The following is a 16,382-nucleotide window of genomic DNA, read 5'->3' on the forward strand; positions in this document are numbered from 1 at the left end:
ATCCGACACACCGATCGTGGTGTCGCAAGTGCCGAAAACGTGGCCGCCCACACCTGCGCGCCGGCCGCGTCGTCGACATCGAGACCCGACGCCGACGACACGGACGCAACCCCGGGGACGAGCTGGGCGAACTAAGCGGCGTCGGTGGAGTCCGCTGCAGCGGACGCCTGGGCGACGGCCTTCTGACGTCGCGCCACCACATATCCCGCTCCGGCGCCCGCAGCCGCCAAGGCGCCGATGGCCACTCGGCTGGTGTTGAGGCGATGCCCGAGAGCGGCGTCGACGGAGTATTTGCCGGGTCCGGTGAGAGCCAGCGCTGCGGCGGCAAGGCCCAGTGTGGCCGGGTATTCGTAGCCGCCCGCGGTCGCGAAGAAGCCGGCCGGCTTGTGTACCGCGGCCGCGCCGATCATCGCGCCGACAGCACCGGCGGCGGCCACCGGGGTGGCAGCGCCGATTGCGATGAGCGCTCCCCCGGCTTCGCTGATACCCGCGACTGCGGCAGAGGGCTTGGCCGGTTTGAACCCCATCCCGTCGAACGCGCCGGCGGTGGCGTCGAGGCCGTGGCCGCCGAACCAGCCGAAGAGTTTCTGGGTGCCATGGGCGAACAAGGTGCCGCCCACGCCGACTCGCAGTGCCAACAGACCGATGTCCAAGGTGGACCGTTTTTGTGCAGATGCCATGGTTTTGTCTCCTAACGACACCGAAAACGATACTCCGGTCCGTTTAGGACGAGACGCCACCACCCCCGGATATCCGGGCGGTGACGGCGTCAGGCGATCTGATCGTCGAGCGTCACCTTCACCGAGACCTGGCCGCGTTCGTTACGCCGACTGACCGCGTGTCCGGTTCGTTTCGTGCCGTGAAGCGTGACCGTCACAGGCCCGCCCTCGCCGGAGAAGTTCCGCCACCAGTTCTTCTTGTCGGGGAGCGCGACGCCGATGAGCAGCTCGTCACCCCGCTGCTTGTAGCTCACCGGCAGACTGAAGGTCCTTCCCGACTTACGGCCCGTGTACGTGACCATCAGCATCGATCCGCCGGCGACTTTGTCGACCCCGGGCGCCTTCATCGCCGCGACAACAACTTTGTTGACCGCGCCGGCGACCTTCTGGAATGTGTTCACGTCCGTACCTCTTCTCGATCGGTCATGGTGTCCGATCTCACCGTAATCACCCCGGCCCGCGACGGCCCTGATTCACCACTGCCTCGATTGGGACCGCGATGCGCAGGTGATGCACAGACGAGCTGCGGGGAGGGCTTCGAGCCGGGCTTCGCCGATCTGGTTCCCGCACTGTTCGCAGATACCGTAGGTTCCCAGTCCGAGCCGCGCCATTGCGGCATCGATCTCCGTAAGCCGAGCCTTCGAGCGCGCCACCTGCGCAACCAGCTGTCCACGTTCGAAGGCGAGGGTGGAACCTTCCGGATCGTGTTCGTCGTCGGAACTCGCATCGGCGCCGGCCTCCACCACCGACCGCAGCCGCGCCGACATGGTCTCGATCAGCGCCAGCGTCGCTGCCCGTTCGTCGACCAGGGCCTTGCGATCGAGGTCGTGATTCATGCTGCGATGGTACGGATCTCCACTGACATCGGGTGCACATTGCCCGGTCGCGATGAGCACCCACACAAACGTCCGGCCCCGCACCGTCGGTACGGGGCCGGACGTCTCGTCGGGCGAACTCTACTTCTTGAGCAACGACGCCAGGTGGGTCGCCGACTTGAGACCCAGACGTGGCTCGGCCCTGCGGATTTCAGCGATCGCCTCGACCTGCTTGTCCGCCGGGATCCCAGCGGTGTTCAGCACACCCTGCGCCCAGGTGGTCGCGCGGGCTATCGCTTGCGGGTCGTCGGCGCTTTGATGTTCGCCGAAGATCGCGACAATCTCTTCTCGGGGGTTGCGATGGTCACCGACGATCAAGTCCTTGAACGACATCGTGTTTCTCCTTTCGGTTCCCCGACATGCGATTTGCACGCCAGAACTACAACGGGTGCCCGGAGGTCAATAGCCCCGCGCGGCACGACGCTGCGCGAGGGCTTCCAGGCGAGCACCTGACTGGCGGCGGGTCATCACCCGCAACGCCCGCGGCGCCAGGACAAGCCCCAGCACCGCCCATGCCACGGGTACCCCGATCGCCAGCACCACCTGTCCGACACCGTCGAACGTGGTACCGGGCACCAGCGTCACCCGTGACAACAATCCCAGCCAGTAGACCGGGAAGAATTTGATGGGAACCGTCAGCCAATCCGGGAGGTCCTCGATGGAGAAGAAGATGCCCGACACCGACATCAGGGCGTACGCCACCAACGAGATCGGGAAGATCGCCAGCGGCGACTTCACCAGGCTTCCGGCGACGGCACCGATGGGCACGGTCGCGAACAACGTCAGCGCCGCGACACCGGCCAACGCGACCCACCCCGCAAACGTTCCGGGCAGGATCGGTGCGACGAAGATGTGGGCGGGGATGAGGATCAGCAACGCGGTCACCACCCCGGTCACCAACAAACTCAACGTCTTTCCGATCAGATGTCCCGCGAGCCCGTAGGGCAGCGTCCGGACCCTGAGCATGGTTCCGTCGTCCTGTTCGGAGACCAGCTCCCCGCATATCCCGACGAATCCGCCGACGAACAGCGACGCGGCAGCGATCCCGGCGAGCATTCCGACGGCGCCTTGCCCACCCAGGACATCGCTGACGTCCACGTTGGTGAAGATCAGGACCAGGGCGATCGGAACGATCAGATGACCCAGCGCGCTCGGCCGGGTGAAGCGGATGACCAGTTCCACCTTGGCCTGCAACGCCCCGAACTTCACCACACCGAGACTGCCGACGCCCGCTCGCGAAGCGATTGTTGTCATGGTCGGACCTCCTCGGCTGTGTTGTTCTCGCGCACGATCGACAGGTACACCTGCTCGAGGGTGCCGCGCTGGACCTCGAGATTCCAGGCGCGCTCGGGGCCCGTGACCAGTTCGCGCACCAGCGAATCGGAGTCCTCGACCACACGACGCCGTGGACCCTGCTCCGACATCCACGACACGGTGCTGGTCGAGGCCAGCGTGGCGCGTAGTTCGGTCGGACTCCCGTCGGCCACCACCCGACCGTGATTCAGGATGATGATGCGCTCGCACATCTCTTCGGCTTCGTACAGGTTGTGTGTGGCCCAGATGATCGTGGTGGAGTGCGCCAGGCTTCGGACGAGTTCGTAGAACGACTGCCGGATCTCCGGATCGAAACCTGTTGTCGGCTCGTCGAGAAAGAGTAGTTCCGGACGGCTGATCAGTGCGGCGGCGACGTCGACCCGACGACGTTGGCCTCCCGAAAGGGACCGAATCTGCTGATGTGCGCGGTCGCCCAGCTCGACTGCTTCGAGCAACTCGTCCACCGGCCAGAGATTCGCCACCCCCGCTGCCCGATGGGCGGCACTGATGTACCGCAGGAAGTCACCGATCTTCCATGTCCCGTGATCCCGCCACGCCTGCAGCACCACGCCGAGGCGCGACCGCCACTGTTCGGGCGCATCGTCGGGGCGTTGACCCAGCACGGATACGTTGCCCCCGGACGGTTTTCGCAGACCCTCGAGGATCTCGATCAGCGTGCTCTTCCCGGCACCGTTGGGGCCGAGCACAGCGACCTTCTGGCCGGAAGGGATCTCGAATCCCACGTTTTTCAGCACATCGGTTGTGCCATAACGCATGGTGAGTCCGTCTACGCGAACGCTCGTCGATCCGGTTCGACTCGAATCGAGGACGTTCATGGACGTCTGGCTTGTCATGATCGTGTCCCATCGTCGGGTTCGGTGTTGTCGCGCATGTGTTGTCGTCGGGTCAACCACGTCACGAAAGGGGCCAGGCCCGCAAGGTGGTCCGTTCGGCCGGTGGTGCGCACGAAGTCGAACATGTGGAGCGCGATGCGAGCAGCCACCACATCGTCGAGGCGTCGTCGATCGACGTCTTGACCGGATTCAGCCGAGTAACCGTCGAGCAGAGCCTGCGCTGCTCGTCCGAACGGCGCCGAGTGCGCGGCACCGAGGGACCGGCCAGAGTTCTGCGCGGTGTATTCGAACTCCGTCAGTTCACCGATCATCCAGCCCAGATCGAGTTCTGCGGGCCCACTGCACATCTCCGGCCCGGTCACCATCTCTACGGTCTTGTGATCATCGTCGGTGAACACCGACCCCAGGCTGAAACCGCCATGGCAGATCAGGTGCGGTCCGTCGGTGATCGTCTGGGCAATCGACCGGAGCGCGCCCAGCGTCCCCTCTGGTAACGCTGTGTGCACTGCCGACACGTCCGCATCGGTGGCCGACAGGTAGGAACGCAGTCGTCGCACGTGGGGACTACCGAGATCCGCGGGCGGAGGCGGACCGCCGCCGTGCAGGCGAGCCACGAGTCGCCCGAGGTCGGCCATGGTCTGCAACCCGTTGTCGGTCAGGAACGTCGGGCTCACCACAGGCCACAGCTGGTTGGCGAGTTGGTCGCCGACTGTCAGGTCGAACCGGAACTCGCTGTCATCCACCCGTACCCCGCGAACGAACGCGGCACGTCCGACTGACAGGGGCACGGTCTGGCCCCATTGGTGCCCGGCCACACACTGTTGCCGATAGCGGCGGGTCAGTGCGAACGACGAGCCGGTGTGCATGAGCCGCTGGTACCAGGCCGCGGTGTCGAACTCCCAGACCATGGTGGCAGTGTTCAAGTCAGCAGGGTCCGTCCCGGTGCCGTTCATTCCGAACTCTCCAGCTGGGTCTGGTCGGCCAATGCCGACGACAACGCCTGCGCCGCAATCGGAAACAGCACCGGCGGCAGGCCTTCCAGATCCGGATCGCTCACGCTGAAGCCCTTCATCGGTGCCAGCAACTCGACGTTGGGACGGTCCTCCAGGGCTTGGCGGTGCCGACGCCATACCGGTGTCTGGGTGAAACCCGGTGGCGCCGAGGCGGCCACCACCACCGGGGCGGTACTGCCCTGAATGGCCAACATCGCCGGCGAATCACAGAGTCCGGCAGAGAGTCTGGACACGAAGTTCATGGTGGCCGGGTGAACGAGATACCCCTGCGCCCACTGTGTGAGATCCACGTGAATCGGCCGGTGCTCGTTGTCCTGCCAGCTGTCGATCACCGGTTCGTACCCAAAACCTCGGATGGTGCCCAGCCCGACGAACTGCAGGGCGGCTGGGGTGAGGACCACCCGGACCTGCGTGGACGGGGATGTCGAGCGCAACCATCCCAACCACGAGTGCAGGAAGGCCGAGCCGAGCGCCCCCGTCGCCATCACCACGATCCGGCGTTCGGCGAGCCCGTCGATGCGGTACGACTGTGGGTCCGCGCCGTCCATCAGGCAACCACCCCGGTGGATCGGGCAGACATCCGTGGGATCGCGTGCTCGGGGATCGTCAGGCGCGCGGATGATTTGGCGTGGAGCGCAGCCAGGATCTCCTCGAGATCCTCGACCGCCTGGCCGGCTCCATGGAGTTTGGCGACACCGAAGACGTTCAGGACAACCTCGTGCACGCCACGCCGGTGCAGGTCGGCGACCGAGTCGACGAGTTCGTCAGCAGACCCGTACAGGTAGGTCCCGGATGAGACCAGTTCACCGGCGCCCGCCCACGGATCGGATTGATCGACGGCGACACCGCCCTGTCGGAGCATGTCGGTGTAGTGCGGCGCGCTCAGGTGAGCTCCGACCGCGGCATGCGCGAGCTTCTGCGGATCTCGTCCCGGACGGCGGATAGCCATGTGGACCACAGCGGCGACTCGAGGTGCGGGTCGGTCGTGTTGTGCTGCACTCGCCCGCATCTCGGGGATCAGGACATCCTCCAGGTACCCGGCTGGGGTCAGCCAGGTGATCGCCCATTCCGCGGCCCGCCCGGCACACCGGGCCATGCTCGGGCGAAGAACACCCAACCCGGTTTCGACCGAGCCGAACATCTTGTCGACTCGCTCCGGGCCGTCGGCCGGACCCGTCTGCAGAGGCCCGGGAATGATCTCTTTCACCTGGTCGAGGAACTTCCGCGCCGAACTGACCGGTGCCTTCATCGGCGCGCCATAGAGGCTCTGCTGCAACTGCGCACTTCCGGGACCGATCCCGGCGACGTAGGTCTGACCGGTCAGCCGCCCCACCGATTGGGATTGGACAGCAAATCCGTGAGGCTGGAACAGCGGATAAAGCGCTACGGCACTGCCGAATTGGAGCGGGTATCCTCGGCCGGCCAGTGCAGCCATCGTGAGATGGGAATCGACTGTGGACGAGTGCCCGAACCACAGACGATGGCCGCCTCTGCGGGCCGCCTCCGCGTAAGGCATCACCGGACCGATGGCAACCGGCATCTCCGGATACATGATTCCGATGTTCGAGTTCACAATTCAACCCACTTTCCGTTGGAGCGGTCAGGTGAGAGCACCACAGCACCGAACCCGTCTGGCTCGTAGAGTGTTTCGACCGTGCGCGTCAGTGTGTCGCCGCCGGCGCGAGCGACCAGATCCTCTGGCGACCCGGTGGTGTCCAGCGCCGAATCCAGAGAACCTTCGTATATCGCCGCCCGTTCGTCCACCGCCGACTGCAAGGCATCACGGTCGACGATTGTGCGACCGATCAGATAGCGCGCCGCGTCCACCATGCTGTGCCGCGTGAGCTCTCGATGCGCGAACTGGTCGAGAGCGGTCCGGATGGCGTCGTCGCAAGCGTTTTCATCACCCGGGGTGGTCTGTACATCAACGACCAGCAGATGCCGTCCGTCGCGCTGCAACAACGTGGACTGGGGGCTGTAGCTCAGACCGCGCTGTCGCCGAACACAGTCGACGAGGTGTGAGCCGTACACGCCTCCGAAGGCCACATTCACCAGGCTCCGCGCGAGTCGCTCGTCGGGGTCTGGCGGTGGGTCGATGAACCGATACCACCGCACCCACGATGACCTGACCGGGACCTGGGCCCAGCGCCGTGTCGGCACGTCCGGTCGCCGAGGTGTTCGGCGCGCGGTTTCCCGCTTCGGCTTTGCGCCGTTCTCCACTGCGGTGTTGACCGCGTCGCAGATTCGGTCACGGGCTGAGCGGAGCGCGGATTCGCAGTCGCCGCCCCCGACAACCACGTCGAAGGTGAGCGTGGTCAGGACGGACGCCATTTCGCCGTCGGTGGGGTCGGTCTCGTCATCGGTGTCGAAGGTCAGGGCGGTGATCAGTTCGGCCGGCGAGGTCGGCGGCGACGCGGGCGCAATTATGTTGCCTGCAAACATATTTCGCCAGTTTTGAAGTCTGGGCACCAGGTCGTCGACAGCGCTGGAATCCGATCGCCACGTCGCGGTGACAAAGATCCCTTCGGAGCCGGCGTGGGCGCGAGCCGAGACGATGCCGGCCCGCTGGAGTCCCTCGGTGAGGGTACGTGCCAGACGCGCCCGCGCACTCCATCCCACCGCCGGTGTTGTCACGAGCGAGACGTACATCAGGTCGGTGTTGCCCCGCACCAGTACGTCATCGGTCAGCAGGCCCGTCATGATCGACCCACCCCTACCGTCGCTGCCGAACTCAGTGTCCCGGCCGCACACGTGCGCGCATGCCGGAGGTACTGATCGATCTGTTCAGGTGTGGTGTGTGCGACAGCGCAGCGGCGTGCCAACGTCTGTACGCCGAATGCGCTGTCTCGAGCCAGCATCGCGGCGTGGGTCGCCGTGCTCGACAGTTCCTTGTCGATGGTTTCCAGCGCGCGCTGCTGTGCGTGTACAAAAAGCTCGGAGCGGCGATCCGAGGGCGCATCGGCCCACTGCGGAACCGCGATGTCGGCGCTGTGAGGTCGACTTCCGATGAGAACACGGTGGTCTGGCCCCATCGTTGCGCCGAACAGTCCTGCTTGCCAGTGCGTTCCGGGCGACATGGCGTTGGCCCATTCGACCGCGATCATGGAGTGCGCTTGTGCCGATTCCGGGGCGGCCCCGTGCGCGTCGGGTACGTAGCGAATCGACGAGTACATGGGAATCTGGGTCGCAACAGAACTCTGCCGATGGTGCGGACCATCGATCAGGTCGTCGAAAGCCGCGGTATAGGCGTCCGTCGCGGCTCTTTTCGGTTCACCCTCTTCGCAACCGATGAGATCCAGCACCAGGTCGGGACTCCACGGCCCGGCAACACCCACGGCCACCGGTGCTGACGAGTACGTGCAACGCAGGAAATTCTCAATAGCCTCCGGCGTGGCTGCCTCGATGTCGGCAAGATCGGAGAACCCGTTGTGGCGCAGTCCGAAGTCGGTCGACAACACGCCCAGTGCGTCGATCCAGGGAAAGCCCGCCGTCGGCGAGGTCGACATACGGCGTGCCACCTCCTGCCGGATGATTCGGCCCTCGCATTCGATGTCGACTGGGGTGATGCGCGGTGGTGCAACCCGGGCGATCGCCCGGTCGACCCAGTCCGGGATCTCGGCTTCGGCGGGTGCCGGGATGACAAAGCTGTATTCGGTGTGAAACGGGTAGGTCTGCGCGTTCGAGATGCCGCCGACACGGGCTATCTGGTCTTCGACTTTCTCGCCCAATTGATCTCGTCCGTACTGATGCATCAGATGCTCACTCAGATGGGCGAAGCCGGCCTCTCCGGGCCGCTCGTGGGCGGTCCCCGCCGGGATCACCACACTCAGTCCCATCGTGCGCGCGGACTGCACCCGGCTCGCAGTGATGTGACACCGACCCCGACGCCGACTGGTCATCGTGAACACGTCATGTCTCGGCATGGTCTGGACTCCACTGCTGTTCAACGCTTCTGCCCGTCCCTTCGTGTGTTCGACTGGACTGTGTTCGACGCAACCCGATCACCCGGCGCCACCACGGAGACGGCAATGCGCGTCTCCGTGGCAGGCCTGGAGTGCTACCTCAGCAACCTGCGCCGACGGTGATGCTGGTGCTGGTGACAACACCGGCGCTGGCACCGACCGAGAAGGCAGCGCATTCGGGGCTGGAGGCCGACACGAACGCCGAGACCGGGCTGATGCCGGGTGCCGATTCCGCGTTGACGTGTGCGAGCTCTTCGCTGCGGACGTAGTTGGCGTAGCCGGAGATGAGTGACTGGGAATTGGTCATGATGCTCCTTCGAGAGTGGATGGTCTGATATTTGGATTCTCAGATCGAGAGGGTCAGGCGTGTCGAGCGTGGTGGAGCGGTCAGCAACCCCAGGTGATGGTTGCTCCGACACCGCCGGAGCTGATGACGCTCACTGCGGTTCCACACGCGGTCGACGAGGTGCCGATGAAGCTCAGAATGCCGGGCGTCGCGGACGGAGCTGCTTCACTCATCTCGGTCAATTCCGGTGCTGCCGCGTAGCTGCGGTATCCAGCCACCAGGGACTTCGTAACTGCCTCTGACATGATGTCCTTCCTTTCGTTCGTTCGGTCATTTCCTGATGTCGAGGGGCAGATGCCCCTCGCCTGGCCGTATGGCCAAGTCTTTGGGTTGCCGACTCTTCTAGTGCGCCGGCGAATCGAGGTTGCGGTACACCGCGGCAGGGTCAATGTTGGCCGTGATGAGCTGGCGCCGAACAGCTTTGGCAAGATCAGGTGCGGCGGTCAGCCCCTCGGCCACGATCGCTTTGGCAATGGTGTTGCTGCGGTGTTCTCCGAAGCTCGTCCCTCCGCGTGGGGTCGAGATGTCGGCAGGCTCCCACGCCATCGATACGCCGTTGCTCACCTGCCGGCAGAATAGTGAGCCCGGGGCGTGCGGGCGGTCGCTGCGAAGATGGTCCGCTATCTCGTCGACCGCATGCCAACTCTCGGACGGCAGGTACACCACCATGCCGTCGTTGCGCGGGAACCCCGAGCGCCGCGACACGATCTTGACGCGCAACGGCAGGCGTCGCTCTTCGATCCATCTGATGAACGATCCCCACACCTCGATGGCTTCTTCGGCGTCCCCGAGGTGGCGGTACAGGCGGAGCAGACGGGACGTGTGCCCGGCACCCGCCGTGGAGGTGTAGAACATGAACCCCAACGACAGTCGACTCTCCACCGAGGGCACTGCGGCCAGAACGGTGTGCTCGCCCTCTGAGAGGATGGTGTTCGATTCGAAGAAGACCCGAACACCGTTCATCGACAACACAACTCCGGAGTCGCCGGGTGCACGTTCCACGAGGGTCAACGTGGAAGCTCGATGTTTGACCGGCGTTGCCTCGTACAACCGCGACTCGAGTTCGGGATCTTCGAGAAGCGCAGGGATGAACTCACTGTCACCGGCGCCTGCGGACATGCTGGCATGCAGGTTGCGGTAGAGATGCCCGCCGAGATCGCGTTGCAGCTCGGCAGGGGACTCGGCACTGAGTTCGGTTCCGTCGAAAGTCACTTCGCAGGAACCGGATTCAGAAACTGTCAACGCGCTTGTCCGCGCGATCAACCACCGGACCGCTCGATCGAGTTCGACGTGTGAGGTGCCGCCGGCTGGTTGTTCGTGTCGTAGTTGTTCGAGTCGCTGCATCGTGGTCACGCCGCGACCCTCCCCTCGGTCATGCCGAGCGCCTCGGCGTAGTCGCCGCCGCCGAGAATGGCCTCGCGGCCGATGCCCGCCAGCGCCCGATCGAGGGCAGACAACCGACCGAAGTACGTTCCGGCCGCAAGCGCCCGATCGAACAGTTGCCAGCCGAAGTACTGAACACTTCGCGCGACGAACTCCGGGTCGGCCGCGTCGGCCCGGACCGCGCGGTACGCGTCCCATACCGCACGGGCACCCGGCGTCGCCTCGGCCAATGCGGCCGTTCCCCGCTCGATGATCTCGGTGTCGGTGACCGATTCTTCGTCGCCACCTGCGAACGAGGCCAGGCTCTTTCGCATCCGGTGGTAGAACACCTCGCCCATCAGAGCGCCGACGTCGCGGGCACCGTCCTGGAGCCGGAAGTCCTCCCAGTCGAGGATCCAGTTGGTCTCGCCTGCCAGCAGGATCTGGTCTCCGCGCAGGTCTCCATGGATGGGTACCTTCGGTGTCGGTGTGGTCGCGAGCTGGTCGAGCGCTGCCCGTAAACCTTTATCAGACTGGATTATTCGCCACATGTCGAGCTGGCCCATGGTGGATCCGTAGTACATCTGGGTGGAGATGGCGTTCGGTCCGTGTGGCGGGAAGAACGGTGTGGTGTGGTCGGTCACCGAGGCATCGCGCACCGGCAGGCAATGCAGTCCCGCGACGCATCGGCCGACCCGTTCGAGGGTTGCGAAGTCGATGTTGTCGTCTCGGAGGAGTTGACCCGCACTGACCCCGTCGTCGATGAACTCGTACACCACCGTGTGGCTGTTGTCGTCGCGGGCGAGAAGTGTGGGCGTCGCAGTGTGAGCGGGCGCGTCCGACACGTCGATCGCATCGTGGAACGACACGCTTCGGGTGTATCGGTCCACCGCGCCCAGTCCGGTCATGCGTTTGATGAACACGGTGTGCGAGCCCTCGAAGGTGATCTGGCCGCTGATGTTGCGGCCGAGCAGGGGTTTGACCTCGACGATCTCATCGACATTTCGGCCCAACTGCGGGATCACGTGCGCGATCGAGGAGATGAGTTGCTTCTCTTGCCGCCGGAACACGGGTTTTGTCATGACGGCACGTCTTTGCGGTACAGCGACAGGCAGCGCGGGCTGTCGGGGCCGAAAGGTGTACTGCCCCAGTCGGCCCAGCGCTCGGCCAACGTCAGACCCGCGTTGCGGGCGACGGCGTCCATCTCGTAAGGGAACAGGTATCTGAGGACGTGTGTGTAATTGAACTGTTCGCCATCCCGAAAGACGAGGTTCTGGGCTATGAGCAACTGCCGGCTCGGCTCGGCCACGTACTGTTCCAGCTGGGTGGTGGAGGCGTCGAGCTGGCGCATCTGCACGTCCGGTTGGCGAAGACCATGGTAGTGGTTGGGATTGAAGGTCTCCACCAGAAAGAACCCGTCGTCGGTGAGATTGGCTGCAGCGTTGGCGAATACGGCGACCTGCTCATCCAGATTCTTCGCCACGAACAGGGTGTTTATCATGAGCAGGACTGCATCGAATGTTCCTTCGACCCGCTCGGTGATGAAGTCTTGCTCCACCACCTTGACCCGCCCCTCGACGTCTTTTTCCTTCAGCTTCGCCAGCATTTCACCGGAGACATCGAGCCCGGTCACCTCAAACCCGTTTTCTACCAACGGCATTGCGATCCGGCCGGTTCCCACTCCGAATTCGAGAACTCGAGTGCCCTTGGCCCGCGCCCTGACGAACCCACAGAATGTTGCGGTGTCATTGAAAAAATCCGGGTACAGCAGATCGTAGATCTGCGCTATCCGAGCGGGGTAGAGATCTTCTCCAGACATGCGAAAAACCCTCTCTCACACCGATTGTTGGCGGGTGCACTCTGCGGTGCACTCGTGACGGAAGTGCCGGTTCAACCAAAGCCTTGATTCGTTCTCGCCGCGATCCACGTTATTGATGAACTACCCGGGCTTCAACGTAGATAACGCCCACACGGGCCTATTAAGGAGTTGTTCACATTGCATCCACGAAGGCGTTACCGCGTGTGGTGGCAACCGGACCGGCGTCCCACATATTCTTATGACTTCGCGTAAATGCGAAGTATTCTTCGCAATTGAGTGGAGTTGGTTCATCTCGAATTGAATTACCGAATCACTTTCTTGGTAATTCAAATTTTTGAGCTGATCGGCGTCCCGATCCTGGTTCCACTGGCGCCTGCCGCGCGCGTGTCTGCGCTTCGCCGACATCCACAACCGCTGGCCGGACCGAGACTGCAGCCAGACCGCCGGCTCGTCGCTCGGGCCGGACTCCGGCCATGGCCACGTAGACTGGTTGCAAATGATTAATGTCGAGCGTCATTCCATTAATCCAGTCACCGACTGGAGCGATGCTCGACGCGTGGCTCGCCTTCGATCGACCCGGCTCGGCAGCAATTGGCGACGGTTCGGGCGTCTTCGTCGCGGGGCTCTGCGTGTGGGCCTCTTGCTCATCGCGCTGTCGATTCTGTGTGCCCACTATTACGCGCTGGATGTGCAGCCCGAGCGCCAACGTCTGGCGATGACCCACCCTCGTCTCCATCACATCCACGACGCTCAGCACCCGCTCGACAGTGGTACCGCAGTGGTCGACCTGGTCGGTCTGGGAAATGTCGACGCCAGTGACACGGCGCGGTCGCTCCCGGCATTCACGGGCATCGGTCAGGTGTGGGCGGTGCAGTACGACAACGCCGGTCTGGACACGGCAGTCATCAGCCGGCTGGTCACTCAGCACGCCCGTCGGGCCGGCGTCAGCAGGATTGTCGTCGCGGGCCACAGCATGGGCGGCATCATCGCTCTGGAGGTCGCCGAGCACCTGTACGAGGACGGGGACCTCGTAGTCCGGGCCGTGATACTCGACTGCACACCGATCGACCTCCACGCCGTGCGTGCGCAGAGCCGAGACGCAGGCGAAGACATGCTGCGCTGGATGGGCTGGGTTCCGGGTGCCCGCGAGAGCCGGGCTCTACGCCTGGTGGTGGAGACCGCCGCGCGCAGAGATCGATACCTCTTCCGCCCGTCCGACGGGCATCCGCTGGTGGATACCGGGGAGCTCACCGGCGTGGTGAAAGAAGTGCTCCGCAAGAAGTTGTTGTCCGACGATACGGCCAGCAACGGGTTGATCGAATCCCAATTCAAGGCAATTGTCGCCTCGGGTGCACAGAATGATCTGCAGACCCTCACCACCGAGTCGGGCGACCGCACTCCCCCGGCGATCATCTTCATGCGTCCGGCATTCGGCGCAGACGACCCGGTGGTCGACGTCGACTACAGCCAGCAGGTGTTGCTCGACGACATCGCCGGCACCGACGCCGAGCTTCTCGTGGTGCGGATGGCCGGGACCGGACACGCGAATCCCAAGCAGCAGCCGGGGATCTACAACGCCGCCATCGACACCAAGGTGGCACCGTTTCTTGACCGGATGGACGAGCGTGCCGACGCATCGGTGACGATCACGCGGGACACGGACGTCGCGGGGGCAGTCAGCTCACCGTGAGGCAGTGCCCCACGCGCAGAAGAACCCCACACGCAAAAACCTCCGACTCCTGCTTCATCCTCCGGTTGCAACCGGAGGATGAGACAGATGTCGGAGGTTCTGTGCAGATGCTGCCGGCCGGGCTATTCGGCGACAGCGTGCTCCGGCTCGACGGCTTCGGTTGCCGCCGGTCGTTTCGCTGATCGGACCATCGTCGCCGCGAGGACCAGGACCACCGACATGATCCCGCCGACGAGGAACGCGAGGTGGATACCGTCGGCGTTCGCGACGACCGCATTGCTGCCGTCGTCGAAGGACGACTGCGTCCCCCGCGTCATCAAGGTGATGAACAAGGCGGTACCCGCGGCTCCGGCGACCTGCTGAACGGTGCTCACGGTTGCGCTGCCGTGCGAGTACAGCTCCGGCGGAAGCGATCCCAGCGCCGATGTCATCAACGGGGTGAGACCGAAAGCGATTCCCGCGCTCAGGATCACGTGGGCGATGATGACGGTGTACAGCTGCGATTCCGAGTCGAGGGTGGCCAGCAGCCACGTACCCGCACTCATCGCGATCGCGCCTGGGAGCACCAGTGGCCGGGCACCCCACTTGTCGTAGAGACCACCCACCAGAGGTCCGAGCAGACCCATCACCAGACCGCCGGGCAATAGCACCAAGCCGGTTGTCAGGACATCTTTGTCGAGCACGTTCTGCAGGTACAGCGGCAACAGGATGAGGGCGCCGAACAACGTCAACATGAAGCCGCCCATCAAGCCCACGGCCAGACGGAACGACCCGACCGCGAAGGTGCGCAGATCGAGCAACGCGCGGCCCTTCTGGACAAGCTTGAGCTGGCGGGCGACGAACAGTGCCAGCGACACCACACCGATGGTCAGCGGCAGCCACGGCGGCACCGGTGCGTGACCGGACGCAGACTCACCGATGCTGCTCAGCCCGTAGACGATTCCACCGAATCCGAGGGCGGACAACGGAACAGAGATCACGTCGAGGTGAGCGGCCCGCGGTTCGGTGACATTGCGGACGAAGATCCCGCCCATGATGGTGACCGCGATGGCGATCGGCAGGACGATCCAGAACATGGCTCGCCAGCTCAGCGACTGGAGGATCAGACCGGACACGGTGGGTCCGATCGCCGGTGCCACCGAGATCACGATGGTGACCAGGCCCATCACCCGCCCGCGGGAGTGCTCGGGTACGACGGTCAGGATCGTTGTCATCAGCAGCGGGATCATGAGCGCCGTGCCCGAGGCCTGGATGACGCGGGCGACCATCAACAGCTCGAAACCGGGCGCCAACGCGGCGACCAGGGTTCCCACGGTGAACGCGGCCATCGCCGCTATGTAGACGGACCTGAGCGCGAAGCGCTGCAGGATGAACCCGGTGGTCGGGATCAGGATCGCCATGGTCAGCAAGAAGCCGCTGGTCAACCACTGCGCCGTGGGCGCACTGATGTCCAGGTCCACCATCAGGGTCGGTAGTGCAACGCTGAGGATCGTTTCGTTCAGGATCACCACGAAAGTCGCCACGAGCAGGAGGCTGATCAACAGCACACTGCCCGACGGACTTCCGCCATCCTTGCGTGACGCCTCGGCGCCGACTGCCACGTTCTCGGTCATGGATTCATCCCCCACTCGGTCCTTCACAACCTGTGCAGCATATATCAAGTGTCAGTGACTGCCACATTGGCAGCGCGTGACGAAAAACCATTTGACAGCTAAGCTCCGCATCATGACAGCCCAGCCGCTCGCCGCGCCCGATCTGCGTACGCGGCGTCGCACGGAGACTCGCCTGCAGATTCAGCAGGCCGCGCTGGACCTGTTCGAGCAGCAGGGCTTCGAGTTGACCACGGTCGACGAGATCGCGGCGTCCGCGGGTGTGTCGGCGCGGACCTTCTTCCGGTACTTCGCCACCAAAGAGGACTCGGTCCTGTTCGACATGTACGGCTTCGACGAGGCCTTGCGAGCCTGCGTCGCGGGCGCCGAACCCAGCCGATTTGAACTCGCGGACGTCGAGCGGGCCTTCGAGGGCGTCATCGCGAGCATTCGCGAAGAGCAGGGTGAGCTGGCGACCACGATCCTGCGCATTCAGAAGCTGGTGTCGGCCAACCCGTCGTTGAGCAAGGCGGCCATGGGACGGTGCGCGGACTCGTCACATCACCTGCTCACTCTGATCGACGACGACGGGACGCCCGGGCGGCGTTCCCACATCCGGATGATCCTCGAGATCGCGCAGCTGGCCTTGCAATGCGCCTTCGACGAGTGGGTCAACTCGTGTGCTCCGAGCCTGCCCGACGCCGACCTGCTGACCATCTACCGTCAGGTGTGCGCTCGTCTACGCCGACTCTGACGGTCCTCGGTTCGCACACCCGGTTCGCCAACCCCGTTGCACTCCGGACACGGCCTCGCCTGACCTACCCGTTCGCGATATGCCA

At 64.3% G+C, this 16,382-nt stretch carries 19 protein-coding genes; 2 read left to right on the forward strand and 17 right to left on the reverse strand.

Going from position 1 to position 16,382, the window contains the following annotated elements; genetic code table 11:
• Positions 1-131: 131 nt before the first annotated feature.
• From KXR83_RS07535 to KXR83_RS07610, 16 genes are all read right to left on the reverse strand, one after another.
• A complete protein-coding gene (locus KXR83_RS07535) occupies positions 132-680 on the reverse strand; it encodes a DoxX family protein (RefSeq protein ID WP_116917359.1) in 549 nt (182 codons plus the stop codon).
• A gap of 89 nt (positions 681-769) precedes the next feature.
• A complete protein-coding gene (locus KXR83_RS07540) occupies positions 770-1,120 on the reverse strand; it encodes a hypothetical protein (RefSeq protein ID WP_437424289.1) in 351 nt (116 codons plus the stop codon).
• Positions 1,121-1,192: 72 nt separating this feature from the next.
• A complete protein-coding gene (locus KXR83_RS07545; protein WP_437424290.1) occupies positions 1,193-1,555 on the reverse strand; it encodes a TraR/DksA family transcriptional regulator in 363 nt (120 codons plus the stop codon).
• Between the two features lie 120 nt (positions 1,556-1,675).
• On the reverse strand, positions 1,676-1,927 hold the full coding sequence (locus tag KXR83_RS07550) for a hypothetical protein (protein WP_116917357.1): 252 nt from the start codon (positions 1,925-1,927) through the stop codon (positions 1,676-1,678).
• A 66-nt stretch (positions 1,928-1,993) separates the two neighbouring features.
• Positions 1,994-2,848 carry an ABC transporter permease gene (locus KXR83_RS07555; RefSeq protein WP_437424291.1) on the reverse strand — a complete coding sequence of 285 codons (855 nt, stop codon included), beginning with the start codon at positions 2,846-2,848 and terminating at the stop codon, positions 1,994-1,996.
• On the reverse strand, positions 2,845-3,762 hold the full coding sequence (locus KXR83_RS07560) for an ABC transporter ATP-binding protein (protein ID WP_437424292.1): 918 nt from the start codon (positions 3,760-3,762) through the stop codon (positions 2,845-2,847). Before KXR83_RS07560 ends, KXR83_RS07555 begins: the two co-directional genes overlap by 4 nt.
• Complete coding sequence (locus tag KXR83_RS07565) at positions 3,759-4,685, reverse strand: hypothetical protein (RefSeq protein ID WP_437424293.1); 927 nt, start codon at positions 4,683-4,685, stop codon at positions 3,759-3,761. Before KXR83_RS07565 ends, KXR83_RS07560 begins: the two co-directional genes overlap by 4 nt.
• 26 nt (positions 4,686-4,711) lie before the next feature.
• A complete protein-coding gene (locus KXR83_RS07570; RefSeq protein WP_437424294.1) occupies positions 4,712-5,323 on the reverse strand; it encodes a flavoprotein in 612 nt (203 codons plus the stop codon).
• Positions 5,323-6,348, reverse strand: coding sequence for an LLM class flavin-dependent oxidoreductase (locus KXR83_RS07575; protein WP_437424295.1), 1,026 nt, complete (start codon positions 6,346-6,348; stop codon positions 5,323-5,325). The genes KXR83_RS07570 and KXR83_RS07575 overlap by 1 nt, the downstream gene beginning before the upstream one ends.
• Positions 6,345-7,475, reverse strand: coding sequence for an insulinase family protein (locus KXR83_RS07580; protein ID WP_437424296.1), 1,131 nt, complete (start codon positions 7,473-7,475; stop codon positions 6,345-6,347). The genes KXR83_RS07575 and KXR83_RS07580 overlap by 4 nt, the downstream gene beginning before the upstream one ends.
• Positions 7,472-8,698 (reverse strand): insulinase family protein, encoded by a 1,227-nt coding sequence (locus tag KXR83_RS07585; protein ID WP_437424297.1) that lies wholly within the window; start codon positions 8,696-8,698, stop codon positions 7,472-7,474. The genes KXR83_RS07580 and KXR83_RS07585 overlap by 4 nt, the downstream gene beginning before the upstream one ends.
• A 139-nt stretch (positions 8,699-8,837) precedes the next feature.
• Entirely contained in the window at positions 8,838-9,044 is a 207-nt protein-coding gene (locus tag KXR83_RS07590; protein WP_023955406.1) for a hypothetical protein, read from the reverse strand.
• 80 nt (positions 9,045-9,124) lie between these two features.
• A complete protein-coding gene (locus KXR83_RS07595) occupies positions 9,125-9,328 on the reverse strand; it encodes a hypothetical protein (RefSeq protein ID WP_133248684.1) in 204 nt (67 codons plus the stop codon).
• 97 nt (positions 9,329-9,425) lie between these two features.
• Positions 9,426-10,427 (reverse strand): T3SS effector HopA1 family protein, encoded by a 1,002-nt coding sequence (locus tag KXR83_RS07600; protein ID WP_437424470.1) that lies wholly within the window; start codon positions 10,425-10,427, stop codon positions 9,426-9,428.
• A gap of 5 nt (positions 10,428-10,432) precedes the next feature.
• A complete protein-coding gene (locus KXR83_RS07605; RefSeq protein ID WP_437424298.1) occupies positions 10,433-11,527 on the reverse strand; it encodes a phosphotransferase in 1,095 nt (364 codons plus the stop codon).
• Positions 11,524-12,264: a class I SAM-dependent methyltransferase gene (locus tag KXR83_RS07610; protein ID WP_437424299.1), complete on the reverse strand. Its 741-nt coding sequence runs from the start codon at positions 12,262-12,264 to the stop codon at positions 11,524-11,526. Before KXR83_RS07610 ends, KXR83_RS07605 begins: the two co-directional genes overlap by 4 nt.
• 496 nt (positions 12,265-12,760) lie before the next feature.
• Here KXR83_RS07610 and KXR83_RS07615 point away from each other — a divergent pair, with 496 nt between their 5' ends.
• Positions 12,761-13,954, forward strand: coding sequence for an alpha/beta fold hydrolase (locus KXR83_RS07615; RefSeq protein ID WP_437424300.1), 1,194 nt, complete (start codon positions 12,761-12,763; stop codon positions 13,952-13,954).
• A gap of 122 nt (positions 13,955-14,076) precedes the next feature.
• Here KXR83_RS07615 and KXR83_RS07620 read toward each other — a convergent pair whose 3' ends face one another.
• Positions 14,077-15,567, reverse strand: coding sequence for an MDR family MFS transporter (locus KXR83_RS07620; RefSeq protein ID WP_437424301.1), 1,491 nt, complete (start codon positions 15,565-15,567; stop codon positions 14,077-14,079).
• A 112-nt stretch (positions 15,568-15,679) separates the two neighbouring features.
• Between KXR83_RS07620 and KXR83_RS07625 the strand changes: the two genes are divergently transcribed.
• Positions 15,680-16,297, forward strand: a complete 618-nt coding sequence (locus KXR83_RS07625; protein WP_437424302.1) for a TetR family transcriptional regulator — start codon at positions 15,680-15,682, stop codon at positions 16,295-16,297.
• Positions 16,298-16,382: the final 85 nt, after the last annotated feature.

Source organism: Williamsia muralis, from assembly GCF_051487485.1.
In the GTDB taxonomy this organism is placed as follows: domain Bacteria; phylum Actinomycetota; class Actinomycetes; order Mycobacteriales; family Mycobacteriaceae; genus Williamsia; species Williamsia muralis_B.

Coding starts and splice junctions, on each gene's coding strand:
- KXR83_RS07535 (WP_116917359.1), bottom strand. CDS start 680: ATGGCATCTGCACAAAAACGGTCCACCTTGGACATCGGTCTGTTGGCA.
- KXR83_RS07545 (WP_437424290.1), bottom strand. CDS start 1,555: ATGAATCACGACCTCGATCGCAAGGCCCTGGTCGACGAACGGGCAGCG.
- KXR83_RS07550 (WP_116917357.1), bottom strand. CDS start 1,927: ATGTCGTTCAAGGACTTGATCGTCGGTGACCATCGCAACCCCCGAGAA.
- KXR83_RS07555 (WP_437424291.1), bottom strand. CDS start 2,848: ATGACAACAATCGCTTCGCGAGCGGGCGTCGGCAGTCTCGGTGTGGTG.
- KXR83_RS07560 (WP_437424292.1), bottom strand. CDS start 3,762: ATGACAAGCCAGACGTCCATGAACGTCCTCGATTCGAGTCGAACCGGA.
- KXR83_RS07570 (WP_437424294.1), bottom strand. CDS start 5,323: ATGGACGGCGCGGACCCACAGTCGTACCGCATCGACGGGCTCGCCGAA.
- KXR83_RS07580 (WP_437424296.1), bottom strand. CDS start 7,475: ATGACGGGCCTGCTGACCGATGACGTACTGGTGCGGGGCAACACCGAC.
- KXR83_RS07585 (WP_437424297.1), bottom strand. CDS start 8,698: ATGCCGAGACATGACGTGTTCACGATGACCAGTCGGCGTCGGGGTCGG.
- KXR83_RS07590 (WP_023955406.1), bottom strand. CDS start 9,044: ATGACCAATTCCCAGTCACTCATCTCCGGCTACGCCAACTACGTCCGC.
- KXR83_RS07595 (WP_133248684.1), bottom strand. CDS start 9,328: ATGTCAGAGGCAGTTACGAAGTCCCTGGTGGCTGGATACCGCAGCTAC.
- KXR83_RS07600 (WP_437424470.1), bottom strand. CDS start 10,427: ATGCAGCGACTCGAACAACTACGACACGAACAACCAGCCGGCGGCACC.
- KXR83_RS07605 (WP_437424298.1), bottom strand. CDS start 11,527: ATGACAAAACCCGTGTTCCGGCGGCAAGAGAAGCAACTCATCTCCTCG.
- KXR83_RS07610 (WP_437424299.1), bottom strand. CDS start 12,264: ATGTCTGGAGAAGATCTCTACCCCGCTCGGATAGCGCAGATCTACGAT.
- KXR83_RS07615 (WP_437424300.1), top strand. CDS start 12,761: ATGATTAATGTCGAGCGTCATTCCATTAATCCAGTCACCGACTGGAGC.
- KXR83_RS07620 (WP_437424301.1), bottom strand. CDS start 15,567: ATGACCGAGAACGTGGCAGTCGGCGCCGAGGCGTCACGCAAGGATGGC.
- KXR83_RS07625 (WP_437424302.1), top strand. CDS start 15,680: ATGACAGCCCAGCCGCTCGCCGCGCCCGATCTGCGTACGCGGCGTCGC.